Annotated in this window: 16 protein-coding genes; 7 read left to right on the top strand and 9 right to left on the bottom strand. The window is 66.2% G+C overall.

From position 1 onward, the window contains the following. The first annotated feature begins 239 nt into the window (after positions 1 to 239). Positions 240 to 1,781: a diguanylate cyclase domain-containing protein gene (locus KHO41_RS14960; protein ID WP_211954066.1), complete on the top strand. Its 1,542-nt coding sequence runs from the start codon at positions 240 to 242 to the stop codon at positions 1,779 to 1,781. An 11-nt stretch (positions 1,782 to 1,792) separates the two neighbouring features. Here KHO41_RS14960 and KHO41_RS14965 read toward each other — a convergent pair whose 3' ends face one another. From KHO41_RS14965 to KHO41_RS14990, 6 genes are all read right to left on the bottom strand, one after another. Beyond that, complete coding sequence (locus KHO41_RS14965) at positions 1,793 to 4,513, bottom strand: nitrate reductase (RefSeq protein WP_211954067.1); 2,721 nt, start codon at positions 4,511 to 4,513, stop codon at positions 1,793 to 1,795. A 43-nt stretch (positions 4,514 to 4,556) separates the two neighbouring features. Continuing rightward, positions 4,557 to 5,798: an NAD(P)/FAD-dependent oxidoreductase gene (locus KHO41_RS14970; protein WP_211954068.1), complete on the bottom strand. Its 1,242-nt coding sequence runs from the start codon at positions 5,796 to 5,798 to the stop codon at positions 4,557 to 4,559. A gap of 34 nt (positions 5,799 to 5,832) precedes the next feature. Next, positions 5,833 to 6,216 (bottom strand): nitrite reductase small subunit NirD, encoded by a 384-nt coding sequence (gene nirD, locus KHO41_RS14975; RefSeq protein ID WP_011300975.1) that lies wholly within the window; start codon positions 6,214 to 6,216, stop codon positions 5,833 to 5,835. 36 nt (positions 6,217 to 6,252) lie between these two features. After that, positions 6,253 to 8,814: a nitrite reductase large subunit NirB gene (gene nirB / locus KHO41_RS14980; protein WP_211954069.1), complete on the bottom strand. Its 2,562-nt coding sequence runs from the start codon at positions 8,812 to 8,814 to the stop codon at positions 6,253 to 6,255. A 67-nt stretch (positions 8,815 to 8,881) separates the two neighbouring features. After that, positions 8,882 to 10,201 (bottom strand): MFS transporter, encoded by a 1,320-nt coding sequence (locus KHO41_RS14985; protein WP_211954070.1) that lies wholly within the window; start codon positions 10,199 to 10,201, stop codon positions 8,882 to 8,884. Positions 10,202 to 10,505: 304 nt separating this feature from the next. Continuing rightward, a complete protein-coding gene (locus KHO41_RS14990) occupies positions 10,506 to 10,973 on the bottom strand; it encodes a winged helix-turn-helix transcriptional regulator (protein WP_244873850.1) in 468 nt (155 codons plus the stop codon). A 90-nt stretch (positions 10,974 to 11,063) separates the two neighbouring features. Between KHO41_RS14990 and KHO41_RS14995 the strand changes: the two genes are divergently transcribed. Continuing rightward, positions 11,064 to 11,669 (top strand): GNAT family N-acetyltransferase, encoded by a 606-nt coding sequence (locus KHO41_RS14995; RefSeq protein WP_376989621.1) that lies wholly within the window; start codon positions 11,064 to 11,066, stop codon positions 11,667 to 11,669. A gap of 15 nt (positions 11,670 to 11,684) precedes the next feature. Here KHO41_RS14995 and KHO41_RS15000 read toward each other — a convergent pair whose 3' ends face one another. Both KHO41_RS15000 and KHO41_RS15005 read right to left on the bottom strand, forming a co-directional pair. Continuing rightward, on the bottom strand, positions 11,685 to 12,662 hold the full coding sequence (locus tag KHO41_RS15000) for a Bug family tripartite tricarboxylate transporter substrate binding protein (RefSeq protein ID WP_211954072.1): 978 nt from the start codon (positions 12,660 to 12,662) through the stop codon (positions 11,685 to 11,687). A gap of 151 nt (positions 12,663 to 12,813) precedes the next feature. Further along, positions 12,814 to 13,686, bottom strand: coding sequence for an EamA family transporter (locus tag KHO41_RS15005; protein WP_211954073.1), 873 nt, complete (start codon positions 13,684 to 13,686; stop codon positions 12,814 to 12,816). 181 nt (positions 13,687 to 13,867) lie between these two features. On the opposite strand from KHO41_RS15005, the gene KHO41_RS15010 reads away from it, so the two are divergent. Further along, the gene (locus tag KHO41_RS15010) at positions 13,868 to 14,578 is read left to right on the top strand and encodes an SDR family NAD(P)-dependent oxidoreductase (RefSeq protein WP_211954074.1); all 711 of its coding nucleotides are present in this window, start codon (positions 13,868 to 13,870) and stop codon (positions 14,576 to 14,578) included. A 79-nt stretch (positions 14,579 to 14,657) separates the two neighbouring features. On the opposite strand, the gene KHO41_RS15015 is transcribed toward KHO41_RS15010, so the two are convergent. Further along, positions 14,658 to 15,446 carry a LytTR family DNA-binding domain-containing protein gene (locus tag KHO41_RS15015; RefSeq protein WP_244873851.1) on the bottom strand — a complete coding sequence of 263 codons (789 nt, stop codon included), beginning with the start codon at positions 15,444 to 15,446 and terminating at the stop codon, positions 14,658 to 14,660. A gap of 320 nt (positions 15,447 to 15,766) precedes the next feature. Between KHO41_RS15015 and KHO41_RS15020 the strand changes: the two genes are divergently transcribed. The 4 genes from KHO41_RS15020 to KHO41_RS15035 are packed head-to-tail and all read left to right on the top strand — an operon-like array spanning position 15,767 to position 20,303. Then, on the top strand, positions 15,767 to 16,630 hold the full coding sequence (locus KHO41_RS15020) for an FAD binding domain-containing protein (protein WP_211954075.1): 864 nt from the start codon (positions 15,767 to 15,769) through the stop codon (positions 16,628 to 16,630). Positions 16,631 to 16,661: 31 nt separating this feature from the next. After that, complete coding sequence (locus KHO41_RS15025; protein ID WP_211954076.1) at positions 16,662 to 17,183, top strand: (2Fe-2S)-binding protein; 522 nt, start codon at positions 16,662 to 16,664, stop codon at positions 17,181 to 17,183. 40 nt (positions 17,184 to 17,223) lie between these two features. Further along, positions 17,224 to 19,638 (top strand): aerobic carbon-monoxide dehydrogenase large subunit, encoded by a 2,415-nt coding sequence (locus KHO41_RS15030; protein WP_211954077.1) that lies wholly within the window; start codon positions 17,224 to 17,226, stop codon positions 19,636 to 19,638. A gap of 32 nt (positions 19,639 to 19,670) precedes the next feature. Beyond that, positions 19,671 to 20,303 carry an SRPBCC family protein gene (locus KHO41_RS15035; protein ID WP_211954078.1) on the top strand — a complete coding sequence of 211 codons (633 nt, stop codon included), beginning with the start codon at positions 19,671 to 19,673 and terminating at the stop codon, positions 20,301 to 20,303. The last annotated feature ends 1 nt before the right edge of the window (position 20,304 follow it).

Below are 20,304 nucleotides of genomic sequence, written 5' to 3' on the forward strand. Positions count from 1 at the left end.
GATGGATCGGCAGCATCAGCCCGCGACAATAGTCCTGCAATCCGGCGTTTCGATCCTTATGCTCCAACGCTGCGCACAGGTGCTCGATGTAGCGATCGAACTTTGCCAGATCTTCCATTGCGGTCCGCTCATCAGTATGGATTCCATATTATCTCTGACATGCATATAAACATCGTTGTTTTTATGACACAGTAAGACTAGTCCTCTGCCTGACCATCGCTGTCGTATGCAGTATCGGCATGGCCGTCATGGCCTGGCCGCGGCGCGATGATCCGACCATCCAGGCGTTCCTGGTGCTGGCCGGCGGCGTGGTGATCTGGAGCGGCGGGCGGCTGCTCGAGATCAGTTCCGCCGATCTGCCCGGGCGGATACTGTGGGCCAAGATCCAGTACTTCGGGATCGTGGCCGTGCCGATCGGCTGGCTGGTGGCGATGATTCACCTGAGCCGGCCACGTTACGTGGTGCCATGGTCGTTGTTGTCGATCCCGATACTGATGGCCGTGCTGACCGTGGTGCTGGTGTTCACCAATACCCACCATCACCTGGTCTGGACGCAGATTACGCTGATGCCGCCGGGCGTGGCGCCCGGTGCCGTCTTCGAGCATGGTCCCGGCTATGGCGTCGTGGCGGCCTGGAGCTATCTGCTGCTCGCGCTGGGCTTCTACTTCCTCGTCACGGCGGAGGTGCCCAACGACGCCTTGTCGCGGCGCGGGCGGGCGGTGCTGGCGGGCAGCCTGGCCTTTCCGCTGCTGACGCATATCGCCTATCTGCTGCGCTGGACCGGGCCGCTAGGCGGCGACCTGACGCCGGCCACGTTCTCGCTGATGGCGGTGCTGGTCTGGTTCTGCGGATTGCGCACGCATCTCGACGACATTGGCCACTACGCGCGCCTGCGCGTATTCGATGCGCTGAGAGAGGGATGCGTGGTCCTCGGTGCTGACGACAAAATCGTCGAATACAACCCCGCCGCGGCGAGGCTGGTTCCAGCGTTGCGCCGTGGGCAGCCGGTGCCGGCCGGCTGGGAGGAGGTGTTCCTGCGCCCGCAGAGTGCCGACAATCAGACCGTGCGCCCGTTCATTCCACCCGGCGCGCACTTCGAACTGACAGCGGAAGCCGTAACGCGCATGGACGGCAAGCGCATCGGCACGCTGGTGTTCCTGCTCGACATCAGCCGCTACCAGTCGCGCGAACTGGCGCTGACGGCCCGGCTCGGGCAGACCGAAGAGCAACTGTCACGCGTGCAGGCGGATCTCGATATCGACGCGCTGACCGGCATCCCGAACCGCCGCTACTTCCAGCGCGAGGCAATGCTCGCGGTGAGCCGGGCGTTCGAGCGGCGCGAAGAGATGGGACTGCTGATCCTCGATGTGGATCTGTTCAAGCAGTACAACGATCTCTATGGCCACCCGCGCGGCGACGAATGCCTGCGCCAGGTCGCTGCCGCGCTGACGCGGATGCTGGCAGGCACGCAGTTCTGCGCGCGCCTGGGCGGGGAGGAATTTGCAGTCGTGCTGCCCGCTTCCACACAGGAAGAGACTCGCACCATGGCGCGGGCCATGGTCGAGGCGGTGTGCGAACTCGGCATCCCGCACAATGGAACGCCGGTACAGTCGATCGTGACGATCAGTGTCGGCGCTGTCTGCGCGGCGCCCGATGCGCCGCGGCTAGAGCCGCTGCTGCACCGGGCCGACAGCGCGATGTACCAGGCCAAGCGGGCAGGGCGGAACCGCTTTGTGCTCGACGGGCAGGCACAGGCGGATGCCTGGCATGGCCAAGGCTGAGCAGAGCTGCGCTAAGCCACTTCCGCGACCCGAATCTCCACCAGCAGCTTCTTCAATTCCGGCACGCAGGAACCGCAGTTCCCCCCAGCCTTGACGCAAGCGGTGATCTCGGCCGGCGTCGTCAGGCCATGTTTGCGCACCGCATCGCAGATGGTGTTGCGGCCTACGCCGAAGCACGAGCAAACCGTTGGCCCGGCGTCGGCGCCTTTCTCGATGGGCTGGCCCATGAGCAGGCCGATGCGGTCAGCGTCTTCCAGCCGATCGCGCCCGAACAGCTCGGCGAGCCAGGACCGGGGCGGCAGATCGGGGCGGGTGGCCACGTACACACACGCTTCCAGCCTGTCGTTGACGACATAGCCCGCGTGATAGGTGCCGGCGCTGCGGTCTTCATACTCGAGCCAGTCCGCTTCGGGGTCCGTCACGCCAAGCAGGCTGCGGGCCCAGGCGGCACGATCGGCAATCGCTTCACGTCCCGCGAATTCATAGCGCTGGAAGCGTTTGCCCTGCACGCGCGTCCAGTAGGTCAGCGTGTCGGCCGGCAATTCCCGGCGGCTCAGCACGAAGCCGTGCCAGTTGACGCCGAACGGTTCGACGCTCACCGGCGTGTGCTTGAATTCCGGCTCGCCCGACACGGGGTCGACTACGGGGTTGACCAGCGCGCCGACGCGCGCGTCCGAGCTGAACTGCCCGTTCCAGTGGATCGGCACGAATACGCTGCCGCGCGGAATGCCGCCGCCATGCCGCACGCGCGCCACCATGGCGCCCCAGCGCGTGGCCACGCGCGCGAGCTTGCCTTCGCCCACGCCGCACAGCAGCGCATCCTGCGGGTGCATGTCGACAAACGGCTCGGGCAGATGATCAGCGAGTTTGGCGGATTTGCCGGTGCGCGTCATGGTGTGCCACTGGTCACGCACGCGGCCGGTGTTGAGAATCAGCGGGTAGTCGTCATCCGGCGCATGTGCCGGCGCGCGCGTCCGCGTCGCGACAAAGCGCGCGAGTCCATCGGCATGGGCGTAGCGGCCGTCTTCGAACAGCCGGCGCGTTCCGGCCGCCGAACCGGCCACCACGGGCCATTGCAAGGGTTCGAAGGTGTCATAGCTGTCCTTGTCCATGCCGGCCATGCCGCCGATGTCGAATGCGCGCGGTGCCTCGTCATTGCGCCACGCGCTCAGCCGTGCATGTTCGTCGAAAATCTCGTGCGGGCCGGCGTAGTCGAAGCCGCCAAAGCCCATGCGTTGGGCCACGTCGCACAGCACCCGCCAGTCGGCGCGCGCCTCGCCCGGTGCGGGCAGGAAAGCACGCTGGCGCGAGATGCGGCGCTCCGAGTTGGTGACCGTGCCGTCCTTCTCGCCCCAGCCGAGCGCGGGAAGCAGTACGTGGGCGGCGTCATTGGTGTCGGTGCGTTCGATGATGTCGGAACTGACCACCAGTTCGCACTTCGCCAGCGCGCGGCGCACCTGGTCGGCATCGGGCAGGCTGACCACAGGGTTGGTGGCGATCACCCACACTGCCTTGACCCGCCCTTGCTCGATCGCGTTGAACAGGTCCACGGCCTTGAGGCCCGCTTGATCCGCCATGACCGGCGATTGCCACAGGTCCTGCACGATCTCGCGATGCAGCGGGTTGGCCAGCTCCATATGCGCGGCCAGCATATTCGCCAGGCCGCCGACTTCGCGGCCGCCCATGGCATTCGGTTGCCCCGTCAGCGAGAACGGGCCCATGCCCGCGCGGCCGATGCGTCCGGTCAGAAGATGGCAGTTGATGATGCTGTTGACCTTGTCGGTGCCGGCCGACGACTGGTTGACGCCCTGCGAGAACGCGGTCACGACCTTTTCGGTATCGGCGAACAGGCGATAGAACGCCAGCACGTCTTCGACATCGAGCTTGCACGCGCGCGCCACGGCCTTCGGGTCGCTGCAGTCTACGGTCGCTTGCAGCGCGTCATCGAGCCCCGCCGTGCTGGCCGCCACGAACGCCGTGTCGGCCTTGCCTTCACGCGCCAGATAGCTGAGCAGTCCATTGAAGAGCCAGACATCGGTGCCCGCACGCACGGGCAGGTGCAGGTCGGCCAGTTCGCACGTGGCGGTGCGGCGCGGGTCGATGGCGACGATCTTCATCTCCGGCCGCGCTTCCTTGGCCTTCGACAGGCGCTGGAACAGGATCGGATGGCACCACGCGGTGTTCGAGCCGACCAGCACGACCAGATCGGCCAGTTCCAGGTCTTCGTAGTTGCCCGGCACCAGGTCTTCACCGAAGGCGCGCTTGTGCCCGGCCACGGCCGACGACATGCACAGGCGCGAGTTGGTGTCGATATTGGCCGTGCCGATGAAGCCCTTCATCAGCTTGTTGGCGACGTAATAGTCCTCGGTCAGCAATTGGCCCGAGACATAGAGCGCGACCGCGTCGGGGCCGTGTTCGCGGACGATGCGCGAAAAGCCCTGCGCCACGGTGTCGAGCGCCTGGTCCCACGACACCTGTTCCAGCGTGCCGTCCTGGCGGCGTACCTTGGGGTGCAGCAGGCGGCCTTGCAGATCCACCGTCTCGCCGAGGGCCGAGCCTTTCACGCACAGCCGGCCGTGATTGGAAGGATGCTCCGCGTCGCCGGCAATCTCGACCTGCCCGTCGGCGCGCACCGTGGCGCGCACGCCGCAGCCGACGCCGCAGTAGGGGCAGGTGGTGGCGGTGGTGGTGGTCGGGGTGGCGGATACCACCGGAATGTCGGACAGATTCACGCGTTCTCCGTGGGGCGATGTCGTTGTCGTCGGATGATGGCGTTCAGGCCGCGAGCGCCTCGCATTGGGCTTTGCCGAACAGCAGGCGCTGGCGCAGCGCCGCGACCGGTGCGCATTGCTGGATCAGGTCGAAGTACCACGGCCCGTCCTGCACGTCGCCATAGAGCACGGCACCGATGAGGCGCCCGTTCTGCAGCACCAGCCGCTTGTAGACGCCGCGCCGTGCGTCGCGCAGCACAAGGTCCTCGCTGCCTTCGCCGCCGATGAAGTCGCCGGCGGAATAGAGGTCCACACCCGTTACCTTGAGTTTAGTTGCGGTGGCCTGCTGGATATAGCGGCGATGGCCCGCACCGGCCAGGTGCGCGGCACACACGCGCGCCTGATCCCAGATCGGCGCCACCAGTCCGAAGGTGGCCTGGCGGTGCTGCACGCATTCGCCGACGGCATAGATGCGCGGATCATAGGTCTGCAGCGTGTCGTCGACCACGATGGCGCGTTCGCAGCGCAGGCCCGCACCGGCCGCCAGCTCGATGTTCGGGCGCACGCCGGCGGTCATCACCACCAGGTCGGCGGGGATCTCGCTGCCGTCCTTGAAGCGCACGCCGGTCACGCGCGTGTCGCCGAGGATCTCCGCCGTCTGCGCGCCCAGCATGAAGCGCAGGCCCTTGCGCTCGAGTGCGCCCTTGAGCAGCGTGGCCGCGGGCTTGTCGAGCTGGCGTTCCATCAGGCTGTCGCACAGATGCACGACGGTGACGTCCATGCCCTGGCGCAGCAGGCCGTTGGCCGCCTCCAGCCCGAGCAGGCCCCCGCCGATCACCACCGCGTGGCGGTGGTTGCGTGCGGCATCGAGCATGATTTCCACATCCTGGATATCGCGAAACGCGATCACGCCGTCGAGCTGGTGGCCCGGAACCGGCAGGATGAAAGGCTTCGAGCCGGTGGCAAGCAGCAGGCGGTCATAGCGCACCTCGCGCCCGGACTGCGCACGCACCGTGCGGCGCGGGCGATCGATCGCCACCACGGGGTCGCCCGCCAGCAGTTCGATGCCGTTCTGCGCATACCACTCGCGCGTATTGAGCATGATGTCGTCGACGGTCTTCTCGCCGGCCAGCACCGGCGACAGCAGGATGCGGTTGTAGTTGCCGTGCGGCTCCGCGCCGAACACGGTGATGTCGTACAGGTCCGGTGCCAGCTTGAGCAGTTCCTCGACCGTGCGCATGCCGGCCATGCCGTTGCCGACGACGACCAGCCGGGGGCGGGGCTGCGGGGGGGCGGATGGCGTCATGCGCGCGGTCTCCATCGGGAACATGGTTGCAGTGTCAGGCGGCGAGTTCTTCTTCGGCTTCGCGCAGCGTCACATTGGCGGCGATCCACACCTTGCCGTCGTAGACGCGCGCCGGGTAGGCGTTGACCGAGTGTTCCGGCGCCTCCAGGCATTCTCCGGTGCTCAGGTCGAAGTGCTGCTTGTAGATCGGCGATGCCACCACCAGGCGTTCGCCGATGTTGCCCACCAGGCCGCGCGAAAGCACCGCCGCCTGGGAGTTCGGATCGAAATTGTCGATGGCGTAGACGTCTTCGCCGCGGCCGATACGGAACACGGCCACCTGCTGATCATCGACCAGGGCGCAGACACCAGTATTGGGCACGATCTCGCGCAAGGTGCAGATCGCGGTCCAGGTTTCGGGATGGTGGGTATGGCTCATCACGTTCTCCTTCGCTTTCGTTGCGTTCGCCTGCATTCAGGCTGCTTTTGCGGGCACGGCCACCACGGGAATGTGGCTCAGGCGGGAACGTTGCAAGTTCCGTTCCTCCGGCGTGGCCGGGCGGATCTGCCCGCGCTCTTCGATGAAGACGAGGTTGTCGTCGCGGCGCTCGCTGTTGACGAAGTGGCGGAAGCGCTTGCGGGTTTCCGGGTCGGTGACTGCCTTCTTCCACTCGTCTTCGTAGGTGTCGACCACGTGCTGCATTTCCGCTTCGAGGTCGCCGGCGATGCCGAGCTTGTCGTCGAGCACGACGTCCTTCAGGTAGTCCAGGCCGCCTTCCAGGTTGTCGCGCCACACGCTGGTGCGCTGCAGGCGGTCGGCCGTGCGCACGTAGAACATCAGGAAACGGTCGATGTAGCGGATCAGCGTCTCGCGGTCCAGGTCCCCGGCCAGCAGTTCGGCGTGGCGGGGCTTCATGCCGCCGTTGCCGCACACGTAGAGGTTCCAGCCCTTTTCGGTGGCGATCACGCCGACGTCCTTGCCCTGTGCTTCGGCGCATTCACGCGTGCAGCCCGATACGCCGAACTTGATCTTGTGCGGCGCGCGCAGGCCCTTGTAGCGGTTCTCGAGTTCGATGGCGAGGCCGACCGAATCGTCCACGCCATAGCGGCACCAGGTGGAACCGACGCAGGACTTCACCGTGCGCAGCGCCTTGCCATAGGCATGGCCCGATTCGAAGCCGGCGGCGATCAGTTCTTCCCAGATATAGGGCAGTTCTTCGGCGCGCGCACCAAACAAGTCCACGCGCTGCCCGCCGGTGATCTTGGTGTACAGGCCATACTTCTTCGCCACCTGGCCCACGGCGATCAGGCCTTCCGGTGTGACTTCGCCGCCCGGCATGCGCGGCACGACAGAATAGGTGCCGTCCTTCTGGATGTTGGCGAGGTAGTAGTCGTTGGAGTCCTGCAGCGCGGCGTGCTCTTCCTTCAGCACGAATTCATTCCAGCACGAGGCCAGGATGCTGCCGACGGTAGGCTTGCAGATGTCGCAGCCCAGGCCCTTGCCATGCGCTTCCAGCAGCGCATCGAAGGTCTTGAACTTGCCTACGCGCACCAGGTGGTAGAGCTCCTGGCGCGAGTACGGGAAGTGTTCGCAGAGATGGTTGTTGACGGCCATGCCTTGCTTCTTCATCTCGGCCTTCATGATCTGCGTGACCAGCGGCACGCAGCCGCCGCAGGCCGTGCCAGCCTTGGTGCAGCTCTTCATCGCGCCGATGCTGGTGGCGCCGTCGCACACGGCGGCGCAGATCTCGCCCTTCGACACGTTGTTGCACGAGCAGATCTGCGCGGTGTCGGGCAGGGCGTCGGCGCCCAGCGCCGGCTTGGCCTTGCCGCTGCTGTCGGGCAGGATCAGGAATTCCGGCGACTCCGGCAGCTCGATCTTGTTCAGCATCATCTGCAGCAGCGTGCCGTACTCGCTGGCGTCGCCGATCAGCACGCCGCCGAGCAGGTACTTGCCGCAGTCGGACACCACGAGCTTCTTGTAGACCTGCTTGGTGTCGTCGCTGAACTGGTAGAGGCGGGCGCCCGGGACGGTGCCGTGCGGATCACCGATGCTGGCCACGTCCACGCCCATCAGCTTGAGCTTGGTGCTCATGTCGGCGCCGGCGAATTCTGCAGCTTCACCGCGCAGGTGGCGTGCGGCGACGCGGGCCATGTCGTAGCCCGGGGCTACCAGGCCGTAGATCTTGCCTTGCCACAGCGCGCACTCGCCGATGGCGTAGACGTCCGGATCCGAGGTGCGGCAGTTGTTGTCCACCGTGACGCCGCCGCGTTCGCCGACGGCAAGGCCGGCGGACCGGGCCAGTTCATCGCGCGGACGGATGCCCGCGGAGAACACGATCATGTCGGTGTCCAGGTGCGTGCCATCGGCAAACACCATGCGATGGGTGCCGTCCTCGCCGTCGATGATTTCAACGGTGTTCTTGCCGGTGTGGGCGGTCACGCCCAGGCCTTCGATCTTCTGGCGCAGCATGCGGCCGCCGCCTTCGTCGACCTGCACGGCCATCAGCCGCGGCGCGAATTCGACCACATGCGTTTCCAGGTCCATGTCGCGCAGGGCCTTGGCGCACTCCAGGCCCAGCAGCCCGCCGCCGATGACCACGCCGCGCTTCGAGCGCGCGCCGCACTCCCGCATCGCTTCCAGGTCTTCGATGGTGCGGTAGACGAAGCAGTCCTTGCGCTCCTTGCCCGGCACCGGCGGCACGAAGGGGTAGGAGCCGGTGGCGAGGATCAGCTTGTCATAAGCCAGCGTCTCGCCGGTCGATACGGTGACCGTGCGCGCGGCGCGGTCGATCGACACCGCACGGGCATTCAGGCGCAGCAGCATGTTGTTGTTCTGCTCGAAGAAGCCCGCCGGTACCAGCGAGAGGTCTTCGGCCGACTTGCCGGCGAAGAACTCGGACAGGTGCACGCGATCGTAGGCGGGGCGCGGTTCTTCGCACAGCACGGTCACTTCCAGGTTCTGCGCGCCGGCTTCCGCCAGGCATTCGAGGAATTTGTGACCCACCATACCGTGGCCGACGATGATCAGTTTCATGATGCGTTCCTTGTCCGGTAGTCAGTCTGTGCTGCTCGGGATGCTGTTGTGGTGGAGATGCGGGGAATCAGTTGGCCAGCGCGCTGTCGTACAGCGCCTGTTCCTGCGCCTTGTGCTCGGCGCTGAAGCGGATGGCGATCGCGCACAGTGCGGCCAGTGCAGCGAGCACACCGAGCACGGTCAGCGTCTGCTGCAGGTCGCCCAGGCCCTTGAGCAGGAAGCCCGCGGCCACCGCGCCCACGTTGCCGCCGGCGCCGATGATGCCGGCCACGCCACCGAGCGCCTTGCGGTCGATAAAGGGCACCAGCGCATACGTGGCGCCGCAGGCCATGTGGGTGAACAGGCCGAACAGCAGCATGGCGGTCACAGCCATGACGACGTTGCCGGCCTGTGCGAACCACAGCAGGCCCAGGCCTTCGCCGAGGATCAGTACAAACAGCAGCGTCGAGCGTGCATCGAGGCCGCGCCGGCGCGCCGCCTTGTCCGACAGCCAGCCGCCCAGGGCACGGGCAAACAGTGCCAGCAGGCCGAAGCTGCCCGCTGCGAGGCCAGCGGCCTTCAGGCTCAGGCCGAAGCGATCCACATAGAAGGTAGCGGCAATGTTGTGGATGAAGATCTCAACGCCGAAGCAAGCACCGTAGGTGATGAACAGCAGCCACACGCGGTAGTTGACGCTGGCGGCGCGGAAGCTGGCCCAGCCGCCGCCCTTGCCGCCATCCTTGCCGGTGATGGCTTGGCCGCGGGCGCGCATGTCGGAGTAATTGCCTTCGGGGCAGTCCTGCGTGAAGCACCAGTAGACGACGGCCATGATCAGCATCAGCACGCCCGGCACCAGCAGCGCCACGCGCCAGCCCATTGCATGGTCCACGCCGAGCATCAGCACCGCGCCCAGCAGCAGCGGCATCAGCGCCTGCGCGGCACCGCCGCCGGCATTGCCCCAGCCGGCCGCTGCCGCGTTGGCGGTGCCAACGACGTTGGGCGCGAACATCACCGAGGTGTGGTACTGCGTGATGACGAAGCTCGCACCGACCGCGCCGATCAGCAGGCGGAACGCGAGGAAGGTTTCATAGCTTTGCGCGAACGCCACGCCGATCACGGGCAGCGCGCCCAGCGCGAGCAAGCCGGTGTAGGTCTTGCGCGGGCCGAAGCGGTCGCACATCGGGCCGATCACCAGCCGCACGAGAATGGTCACCGCCACCGCGGCGATATTGATATTGGCGATCTGCGCCGGCGTGAGGCCGAATTCGCCCTTGATCACCGGCATCAGCGGTGCACAGGCGAACCACGCGAAGAAGCACACGAAGAACGCCATCCACGTCAGGTGGAAGGCACGCATCTGCGGGCTTCGCAGACTCAACAACTGGATGCGGGTGGCTTTGCCGTTCATCGTCGCTTGCTCCGAGAAAACAAAAGGCGTCCCGCAATCCGGTCATTGACCAGATCAGGGGACGCCGTTGTCCTGACAGCGGCTACATGGCATAGCCGCCGCGTTTATGGGGTGGGTGGATCGCCGTTGATCCGCCCACGTCATTTACGCAAGCGCTGTGCCAGGGGCGATGTGGCGGTGAGGGGGATATTTCGCGGCAGACCGAGCCGTTTTGGTGGGGGCGCGTGCGCGTTGATGGGGCGCATCGGGCGACTCGGCACAGTCATGGTGCGATGCAATGTATCGCCACGGTGCCGGGGAGGGATCAGTCTTGCGGCGCGCCTGGCGCCGTCACCGGCAGGATGGCCATGTCGGATGGCGATACGGCCTGGCCGTCTTCATCGACCAGCGCCACGCTGACCCGCTGGCCATTCTGGCGCGAGCGGATCTCCACGGGGCCGATGCCGTCGGCAGCCAGGTGACGGTCGCCCCATTGCATCAGCCCGACCAGCACGGGCAGCAGTTCGACGGCCGCGCGCGTTGGACGGTACTCGAAGCGTTCGCGCTCGCCGGGCTCCTTGTAGCCGACCCGGCGCAGCAAACCGGCCTCGGTCAGTGTCTTCAGCCGGGCGGACAGCACAGCCGGCGAGCATTCCAGCCGGCGCAGGAAGTCATCAAAGCGCGTCACGCCGTGGAAGATGTCGCGCAGGATCAGGATCGTCCACTTCTCGCCGATCAGCGAGAGGGTGGAGGCGATCGAGCAGTCACTAAGGACGGTGGACGTGGCTTTCATGATGCACTGAGCATAGCATGCTGACTTCATTTGCAAAAGTCAGGGGTTCGCCTATACTCTGGCTACAAATGTTGAAGTCAGGTGGCGGTCATGGTCGGAATGGGATACGGGCTGGTGGTGAGCGCATCACAGCAGGCGGGCTATGAACGATGGACCTTGCGGCGCGGCGCCCAAGCGACGTTGCGGCGGGCGGCCGCAGATGATGAAGCCGCGGTACGGCAGCTGGTCGAAGGCCTGTCGCGCGACAGCCGCTATTTTCGCTTCCTGACGGGCGGCCGCGTGGCGGATTCCATCATCGAAGGTCTGGTCAGGCCGGGTACTGACGGCGCTGCGCTGGTCGTGACCGTGCCGACCGCGGATGGCCGTGCGGCAGTGGTTGCCAATGGCCAGTTCGTCGTGACCGACCGGGATACCGCCGAATTTGCCGTGGTGGTGGCCGATGACTGGCAAGGCCAGGGTCTTGGCCGCCGACTCATCACCAAACTGCAGCAACTTGCGCAAGCGGCCGGCGTGCGCCGCCTGCGCGGCGACGTGCTCAGCGAGAACCGCCGCATGCTCGCCATCCTTCGCGGCCTGGGCTTCAGCTGCCGCCGCAATCCCGAAGACAGCTTCCTGCACGAGGCCACGCTTGCGTTCGGGTCAGCCGGTGCGGACGCCGCCGCACGACTGCCCGCCGACTGGTTCGGTGCCCGCTGAGCAGGGCGGGCAAGACTATTCGACGCGCGCGCCGGACGCCTTCACCACGCGTTCCAGCACCGGCATGGCGGACTGATAATCGTCGCGGAAGCGGGCCGACGTGGTGCCCATGGCCTCCAGCCCCGCCACCTGCAGCCGCGCCTTGACGGCCGTGGTGTTCGCGGCGGCGATGGCTTCTTTCTCCAGCCGTGCGAGCACCGGTGCCGGCGTGGCTGCCGGCGCCACCAGCACCAGCCAGCCGACCGGCCGGAACTCGGGTTCGCTGAGCCCGGCCTGCTCGAATGTCGGGACGTCCGCGATGGTGCCGATCCGCTTGTCGCCGGTCACCGCCAGCGCGCGCAGCTTGCCGGACTCCAGATACGGCTTGATCGACATATACGAGCCGATCGCCATCTGCACCTGTCCGCCGATCAGGTCCTGCAGCATCGGCGCCTCGCCCTTGTAGGCGATATGGCTCATTTCCATGCCGCGGCTGTTGCTGAGGAAGGCGCCCATCAGGTGCGCGGCCGAGCCGACGCCCCATGAGCCATAGTTGACCTTGCCCTTGTTCTGCTGGGCCCACGCGACGAATTCCTTCACGCTTTTCGCCTGTACCGACGGGTGGACCGCCATTACGAGCTGGCCGGTCGCGACCTGGGAGATCAGCGCGAAGTCCTTGCGCGGATCATAGGGCAGCTTCGCGTACACGAACTGGTTGGTCATGATGGGCAGCGTGGTGGTGAACATCATGGTGTAGCCGTCGGCAGGCGCCTTGGCGACATAGCTCGCGCCCACGATGCCGCTGGCGCCGGCCCGGTTCTCCACGACCACGGGCTGGCCCAGGCGCTTGCCCATTTCGTCGGCCATCGCTCGGCCGACGACATCGGACGAGCCGCCGGCGGGGAACGGCAAGACCATGGTGATCGGCTTGCCGGGCCACGTCTGGGCCGCGGCAATCGAACAGAGGCCGGTCATGAGGCTGAATGCTGCCAGTGCCACCTTGATGGTTCGCATGCTTCCTGTCTCCTGTGTTGGACGCCAGAGTTGTACTGCGCGGTCCAATCTGGAGCCCGGCCCAGGTTCAGTCAAGCGCGGCAAGCAGAGGGAAAACCATGAACTGGCCGCCATCGCGGCCGGTTTGCTGCGCCGCATTCACGGCGGGAATTCAGGCCGTCGCCTTGCCCCGCGCGGTAGCCGTGCAACCGACCGAGGCCACGATGATGCTGGCAATCGCGAGCCACTGGATCATGCTGAGCTGCTCATGCAGGAATGCCAGCCCGGCCAGCGCGCCCATCGCGGGCTCCATGCTGAGCAGGATGCCGAAGGTTCGCCGCGGCAGGCGCTTGAGCGCGACCATTTCGAGCGAATAGGGAATCGCGCTGGACAGCACGCCTACAGCCAGCCCCGCGAGCAGCAGCGGCGGACTGAACATGGCCGTGCCGGCGTGGGCCAGGCCGAACGGCAGCACCACCAGTGCCGCCATGGTCAGCCCGAGCGACGTGGCCTGCCCGCCGTGGGCGTTGCCCGCGCGCTGGCCGAAGATGATGTAGAGCGCCCAGCCGACCCCCGCCGCGAGCGCGAAGCCCATGCCGACCGGATCCAGATGCGTGGACGCTTCGCCCAGCGGCAGCAGCAACAGCAGGCCGGCGACCGCGAACGCAATCCACAGGAAATCGATGGCACGCCGCGACGACAGGACCGCCACGGTGAGCGGTCCCGTGAACTCGATGGCAATCGCCAGCCCCAGCGGAATGGTGCGCAGCGACATATAGAACAGCAGATTGGTGGCGCCGAGCGCGGCACCGTAGAGCGCAATGGCCCGGGCATTGGCGCCGGACAGGGGTATCCGCCACGGCCGCCACACCGCCAGCAGGATCAGTGCCGAAAAGCTCACGCGCAGCGCCGTGGTGCCCTGCGCGCCAAGGGCCGAGAACAGCGACTTGGCGAACGAGGTGCCGATGCACAGGGAAGCCATCGAGCCGGTCAGGGCCACGACGGCAAGAAGGGTGGCGCTTTGCCGCAAGCGGGTAAGAGGCAATTGGGAATCCTGAATGGGGAGGCAGCAGCGGGTGATGCAGCCGCATCTTGGCGCATGTACGCGCCTTGCGCCATAGACGGGCACAAGGATTCCGCTCTGTACAGTTCAGCCGACATCCGCATTTCCCTTTGCGTGCCGTCCGACTATGGTGAAGGCAGTCCTTCGCTACAGGAGCCCGAAGATGGAAGCCGCCATTCGTCATGTCGTGATCACCGGCGCCGCCGGCGCCCTGGGCCGCGCCGTGGCCAGCCGTTTTGCCGGGGAGGGCTGCCGGCTGGCCCTGATCGACCGCGACCTCCAGCACCTGCAAAGCGTCTTCGCCCATCCCGATGCCGACGGCGGCATGCTGCTGCGCGAGGCCGATGTCACCTCGGATGCCGGCATGGCCCGCGTTGGGGCGGAAATTCTGGATACGTTCGGCGCCGTGGATGTCGTGGTCCACGTGGCCGGCGGCTTCGAGATGGGAGAGGCCACGCACGCCATCAGCCGTGAGTCATGGCTGCGGATGATGGACCTGAACGCGTGGTCATTCATCGCCGTGACGCGGCCGTTCATTCCCGCCATGCTGGCACGGGGCAGCGGCAAGGTCGTTGCCGTCACGGCGCGCAGCGCGGCGGCGGGCGTGGCTTCGATGGGCGCTTACTGCGCGTCAAAGAGCGCGCTGCAGCGGTTGGTGGAAAGCCTGTCACGGGAGGTGCGCGGTGGCGGCGTGAACGTCAACAGCATTGCGCCGGGGGTGCTCGACACGCCGGCCAACCGGCGCGACATGCCGGGCACGGATCCTTCGGTGTGGGTGTCGACGGGGGCGGCTGCGCGGATGATCGCGATGCTGGCGTCCGATGCGGCCGGGGCCGTGCATGGCCAGCATTGGGTGCTGGATGGACTGAGTTAGGGGGCGTATGCGGCTGTTTCACCGGCGCAGCCGGCGAAACAGCCTCGCACGCCGGGAACGTCCCCCAAATAACAGTCCTTCAAATCACCCCCAACCTTTCCTTCAGTTGCCCCGCCCGGGCCCGGCTGACGGGCACCGCCGTACGCTCGCTATCGGCCATGACGAGATGAACCCCTTCATCGACTTTCACCAGTTCAACGGCATAAGGAAGATTGACGATATGGCTTCGGTGCACCCGGAAATACTGGCTCCCATCGAGCCGCAACTCCAGGTCCGTCAGCGACAGGTTGGATAGATACCGCGCGTCCTGCGTCACGATGGTCGTGTAGTGCCCATCGCCCTGAAACCGCACGATCTCTTTCAAATCCACCAGCATCACCCGGTTCTGCCGATACACCGGAATCTTGAACAGCCGCCTCGGCGCTGGCGTGGTGCCCGCCGGCTCGGTAGTGATGTCGGTCAGGTCATAGAAAATCATGCAGGTCCCGCAAATCCCGTGCGCGCCCACCATCTTCGACACCTTGATCATCAACACCCGATCCGGAATGTTGATCATCATCGCCACTGGTGGCGGCGACTTCACCGGACAAGTGCCGCCCTGCGCGGTCTGGAGCAAAAAACGCAGCTTGTCGCGACTCTTCTCGGGATGCAGACGCACGACGTCGATGCCGATCAGGTCGGCTTGCCGCACACCTAGCGATTGCTCGGCAGCAGGTCCCAGGATCTGCAGTGCCACATCATTGAAGGCGGTCACATGACCATGGACATCCAGCCAGACCATGCCCGGATTGAACTGCTCCAGCTTGTGCTGAAACGTCTCGTTGCGGCGGCTTTCGCCTGATACGACGAAGGAATCCAGTACGTCCACCGGATATCTCCTGGGCGGCACGGCGAATTTGGGGGTGCGTCCTTTGTACGACTTTTCCACACCCCCTGCAAGGCCCGCACCGTGCGCCGGCGAACGCCGCAACCACGGCTGCGCGATGCGGTCTTAATACAGGCCAGCGCCGCGCGCTACGCAGCGCGTGGCGGTGCCGCAGGTGATGTTCACGCACCGTTTTCCGCCGTCTGCGCGCCAATCCCGCCATTGGGGAAATGCGGTTTGAATTGCTGCGGCGCGTTATGAAATGCTGTGCACGACGCTGGCGCAGTACCACGCTGGTTGGCCTGACCTTACAAGGAGGCCAGATGATCCCCCGTCCGTTTGACTACCACCGTCCGGCCGACCTGCCGGAGGCGCTCAGGCTGCTCGGCCAGTACGGCGACGAGGCGCGGCTGCTTGCTGGCGGCCACAGCCTGCTGCCCATGATGAAGCTGCGCTTTGCCGCGCCCGCGCACCTGATCGACATGGGTTTGCTCGCGGAACTCAGGGGCATCAGTGAAGCGGGGACGGAGCTGCGCATCGGCGCCATGACGACCGAGCACGATCTGATTGCGTCGGCGCTGCTGCAGCAGAAATGCCCGCTGCTGGTGGAGGGCGCGCGGCAGATCTCCGATCCGCAGGTGCGCTACCGCGGCACCATTGGCGGCGATATCTCGCATGCCGATCCGGGCAACGACCATCCCGCGCTGATGCTCGCGCTCGATGCATCGTTCGTGCTGGCCGGGCCGCAGGGCGAGCGTGTGATGCCCGCTGACGGCTACTTTGTCGGTACGTTCCAGACGCTGCTGGAGCCCGGCGAAATCCTGCGCGAGATCCGCATCCCGGTGCCCGCGCCCGGCACCGGCTATTGCTACGCCAAGCTCAAGCGCAAGACCGGCGACTATGCGACCGCCGCGGCGGCGGTGATGCTGCGTATGCAGGCCGGCACCGTGGCGATGGTGCGCATCGCCATGACCAATGTTGCCCCGACGGCGTTCCGCGCCGCGGCTGCCGAGCAGCATCTGCAGGGCAAAGCCCTGGATGATGCCGCGATCAATGAGGCCGCGCGGCTGGTGATGGACCAGTGCGAGCCCGGCGACGACCTGCGCGGCGACGAGGCATACAAGCGCGCGATGGCCGGCGAGATGGTGCGCCGCGCATTGCACACCGCGCTGTCGCGCGCGGCATGAGCGAGCAGGTCGACGACTGGCGGAGGACAAGATGGGCGCAAAGGTCATGGTGTCATTCACGCTGAACGGCACGCAGGCGGATGTGGTAGTCGAGCCGCGCGAGCTGCTGATCCACACGCTGCGCGAGAAGTGCCAGCACACGGGGCCGCATATCGGCTGCGAGACGTCGCACTGCGGTGCATGCACGGTCGACATGGACGGCATGTCGGTGAAGTCGTGCACGATCCTCACCGTGCAGGCCCAAGGCTCGCAGGTGAAGACGGTGGAAGGGCTGGCCGCTGGCGGCGAGCTGCATGCGCTGCAGGAAGCCTTCATGCAGGAGCATGCGCTGCAATGCGGCTTCTGCACGCCGGGCATGCTGATGCGCGCGTGGCGCCTGCTGCAGGAGAACCCTGACCCGAGCGAGGAGGAGATCCGCTACTGGATGGCCGGTAACCTGTGCCGATGTACCGGCTATCAGAACATCGTCAAGGCTGTGCAGTACGCGGCCCGCAAGCTGCGCGGCGAGGCCGTGGAGACTTCGCATCCGCTGCTGGAACCAACGGCGCAGTGAGCGCAGCGCGCTTCACGATACCGCCAAGGGGAGACGAGCGATGGGCAATATGGACGCCGCCGGTATGGAACGGCTGGCCGCGCTGGAAGGCATGGGGTGCTCGCGCAAGCGTCGCGAGGATCCGCGCTTCATCCAGGGCAAGGGCAGCTATGTCGATGATATCCGCATGCCGGGCATGCTGTTCGGTGCGATGGTACGCAGCCCGTTCGCGCATGCGCGCATCACGCGCATCGATGCCTCGCGCGCCATCGCGCTGCCAGGCGTGCACGCGGTGCTGACTGCGGAAGACCTCAAGCCGCTGAAGCTGCACTGGATGCCGACTCTGGCTGGCGATGTGCAGGCTGTGCTCGCCGATGGCAAGGTGTCGTTCCAGAACCAGGAAGTCGCCTTTGTCGTGGCGGACGACCGCTATATCGCCGCCGATGCGGCGGAACTGGTCGAGGTCGAATACGAGGAGCTGCCCGCGCTGGTGGACCCTCTGCACGCGCTGGATGCCGACGCGCCTGTCATTCGTGAAGATATCCGCGACAAGCAGGTCGGCGCGCACGGCGCGCGGCGGCATCCGAACCACATCTTCACGTGGCAGATGGGCGACAAGGACAAGGCCGACCGCGCGTTCGACGCCGCGGAGGTTACCGTCGCGCAGGACATTGTCTATCCGCGCGTGCATCCGTGTCCGCTCGAGACATGCGGCTGCGTGGCGTCATTCGACAAGGTGCGTGGCGACCTGACGGTCTATATCACCTCGCAGGCGCCGCACGTGGTACGGACGGTCGTGGGGCTGCTGTCGTCGATCCCTGAATCGAATATCCGCATCATCTCGCCCGATATCGGGGGCGGCTTCGGCAACAAGGTGGGTGTGTATCCGGGATATGTGACGTCGATCGTTGCGTCGATCGTACTGGGCCGCCCGGTGAAGTGGATCGAATCCCGTTCGGAGAACCTCAGTGCGACCGCGTTCGCTCGCGACTACTACATGCATGGCGAGCTTGCCGCGACGCGCGATGGCGTGGTCAAGGCGCTGCGCGTGAACGTGGTCGCGGACCACGGCGCCTTTGACGCCTGCGCCGACCCGACCAAGTGGCCCGCCGGCATGTTCCACGTCTGCACCGGCTCCTACCAGATTCCCAATGCCTTCGTCAGCGTCGACGGCGTCTATACCAACAAGTTTCCCGGCGGCGTCGCCTACCGTTGCTCGTTCCGCGTGACCGAGGCGGTCTACCTGATCGAGCGCATGATGGACGTGCTCGCCCTGAAACTCGGGATCGACAAGACGGAGTTGCGCCTGCGCAACTTCATCCGCCGGGAGCAGTTCCCGTACACGACGCCGCTGGGCCTCGAATACGATTCCGGCGACTACGAGACCGCGCTGCGCAAGGTACTGGCCGCCGTGGACTATCCCGCGCTGCTGGCCGAACAGGCCGCGCGCCGCGCCGATCCGAACGCCGAATGGCTGATGGGCATCGGCGTGAGCACGTTCACCGAGATCGTCGGCGCGGGGCCGTCGAAGATGTGCGACATCCTTGGCGTCGGCATGTTCGATTCGTGCGAAATCCGTGTGCATCCGGACGGCTCCGCCATTGCGCGCATGGGCACCATCACGCAGGGCCAGGGGCACCAGACTACCTACGCGCAGATCATCGCGTCGGAGGCCGGCATCCCGGCATCGAAGATTCAAGTGGAGGAGGGCGACACGGCAACCGCGCCGTACGGACTCGGTACCTACGGCTCGCGCTCGACACCGGTGGCAGGCGCCGCCGTCGCGCGCGCGGCGCGCAAGATTCGCGAGAAGGCGCGACGCATTGCCGCGCACCTGCTCGAGGCGAGTCCCGATGACGTGGAATTCGATCTCGACCGCTTCGTGCTGAAGGGCTCCCCTGATCAGTCGAAGTCGGTGAAGGAAGTTGCATGGGCCGCGTACAACAACGTGCCAGAAGGCATGGAGATGGGCCTGGAGGCCGTGGATTACTACGATCCGCCGAACTTCACGTTCCCGTTTGGCGCCTACCTGTGCGTGCTCGACGTGAACCGCTACACCGGCGAGGTGCGTGTGCGGCGCTTCTATGCGCTCGATGACTGCGGCACGCGCATCAACCCGATGATCATCGAAGGTCAGATCCACGGCGGCCTGACCGAGGGCTTTGCCGTGGCAATGGGGCAGGAGATGCCGTATGACGAATCGGGCAACCTGCTTGGCGCGACGCTGCTCGACTACTTCGTGCCAACCGCGGTGGAAACGCCGCACTGGGAGACGGACTACACCGTGACACCCTCGCCGCACCACCCGATCGGCGCCAAGGGCGTGGCCGAGTCGCCGCACGTGGGGTCGATCCCGTGCTTCACGTCGGCGGTGGTGGATGCCTTCGGCCATCTGGGCGTCACGCATATGAACATGCCGCACAACGCCTATCGGGTCTGGCAGCAGTGCCGGGAACTGGGGCTGGCGAGGAGCTGATTTCCCGTGCCTGCCGACGCGAAGGAGTTCCGATGAAAGTCTCGCTCGAAAAGGTGTTCCCGATGCCCGCCGATCCGGACACCGCCTGGCGCTTGCTGCAGGACGTCGAGGCAGTGGCCGGCTGCATGCCTGGTGCGCGCATTACCGAGAAGATCGACGCGACCCACTACAAAGGCTCCATCGTCGTGCGCATCGGGCCGGCCAACCTGACGTTCAAGGGCGATATCGAGGTGCTGAGCCTCGATGCGGATACGCGCACGCTGCGCCTGACCGGAAAGGGCGCCGATTCGAGCGGCACGTCGGCCGCATCGATGGATCTTGAAGCCTCGGTGCGCGCGAGCGGCACCGCCAGCGAACTCGTCGGCCGCAGCGAGGCATCGGTCAGCGGCAAGGCCGCCACGTTTGGCGGCCGCATGATGAATTCGGTCGCGGAGCAGATCCTCAAGCAGTTCGCCGCCAATTTCGCCGCACGCCTGCAGGCGACGCCCCAGGCGCCTGCAGGCGTGGCCAACGGCGAATCGGCGGACGCCGCGCCGCACGCGCCGCCCGTGGCCCCGCAGCCTGCCGCAGCGCCAGCGCCGGCCAGCGAACTGAACGGCCTCGCCCTGGCCTGGGCCATCGTGCGAGACTGGTTGCGCGGGCTGTTCTCGCGCCATACGGCCTGAT

Source organism: Cupriavidus numazuensis, from assembly GCF_905397435.1.
GTDB lineage: Bacteria > Pseudomonadota > Gammaproteobacteria > Burkholderiales > Burkholderiaceae > Cupriavidus > Cupriavidus numazuensis.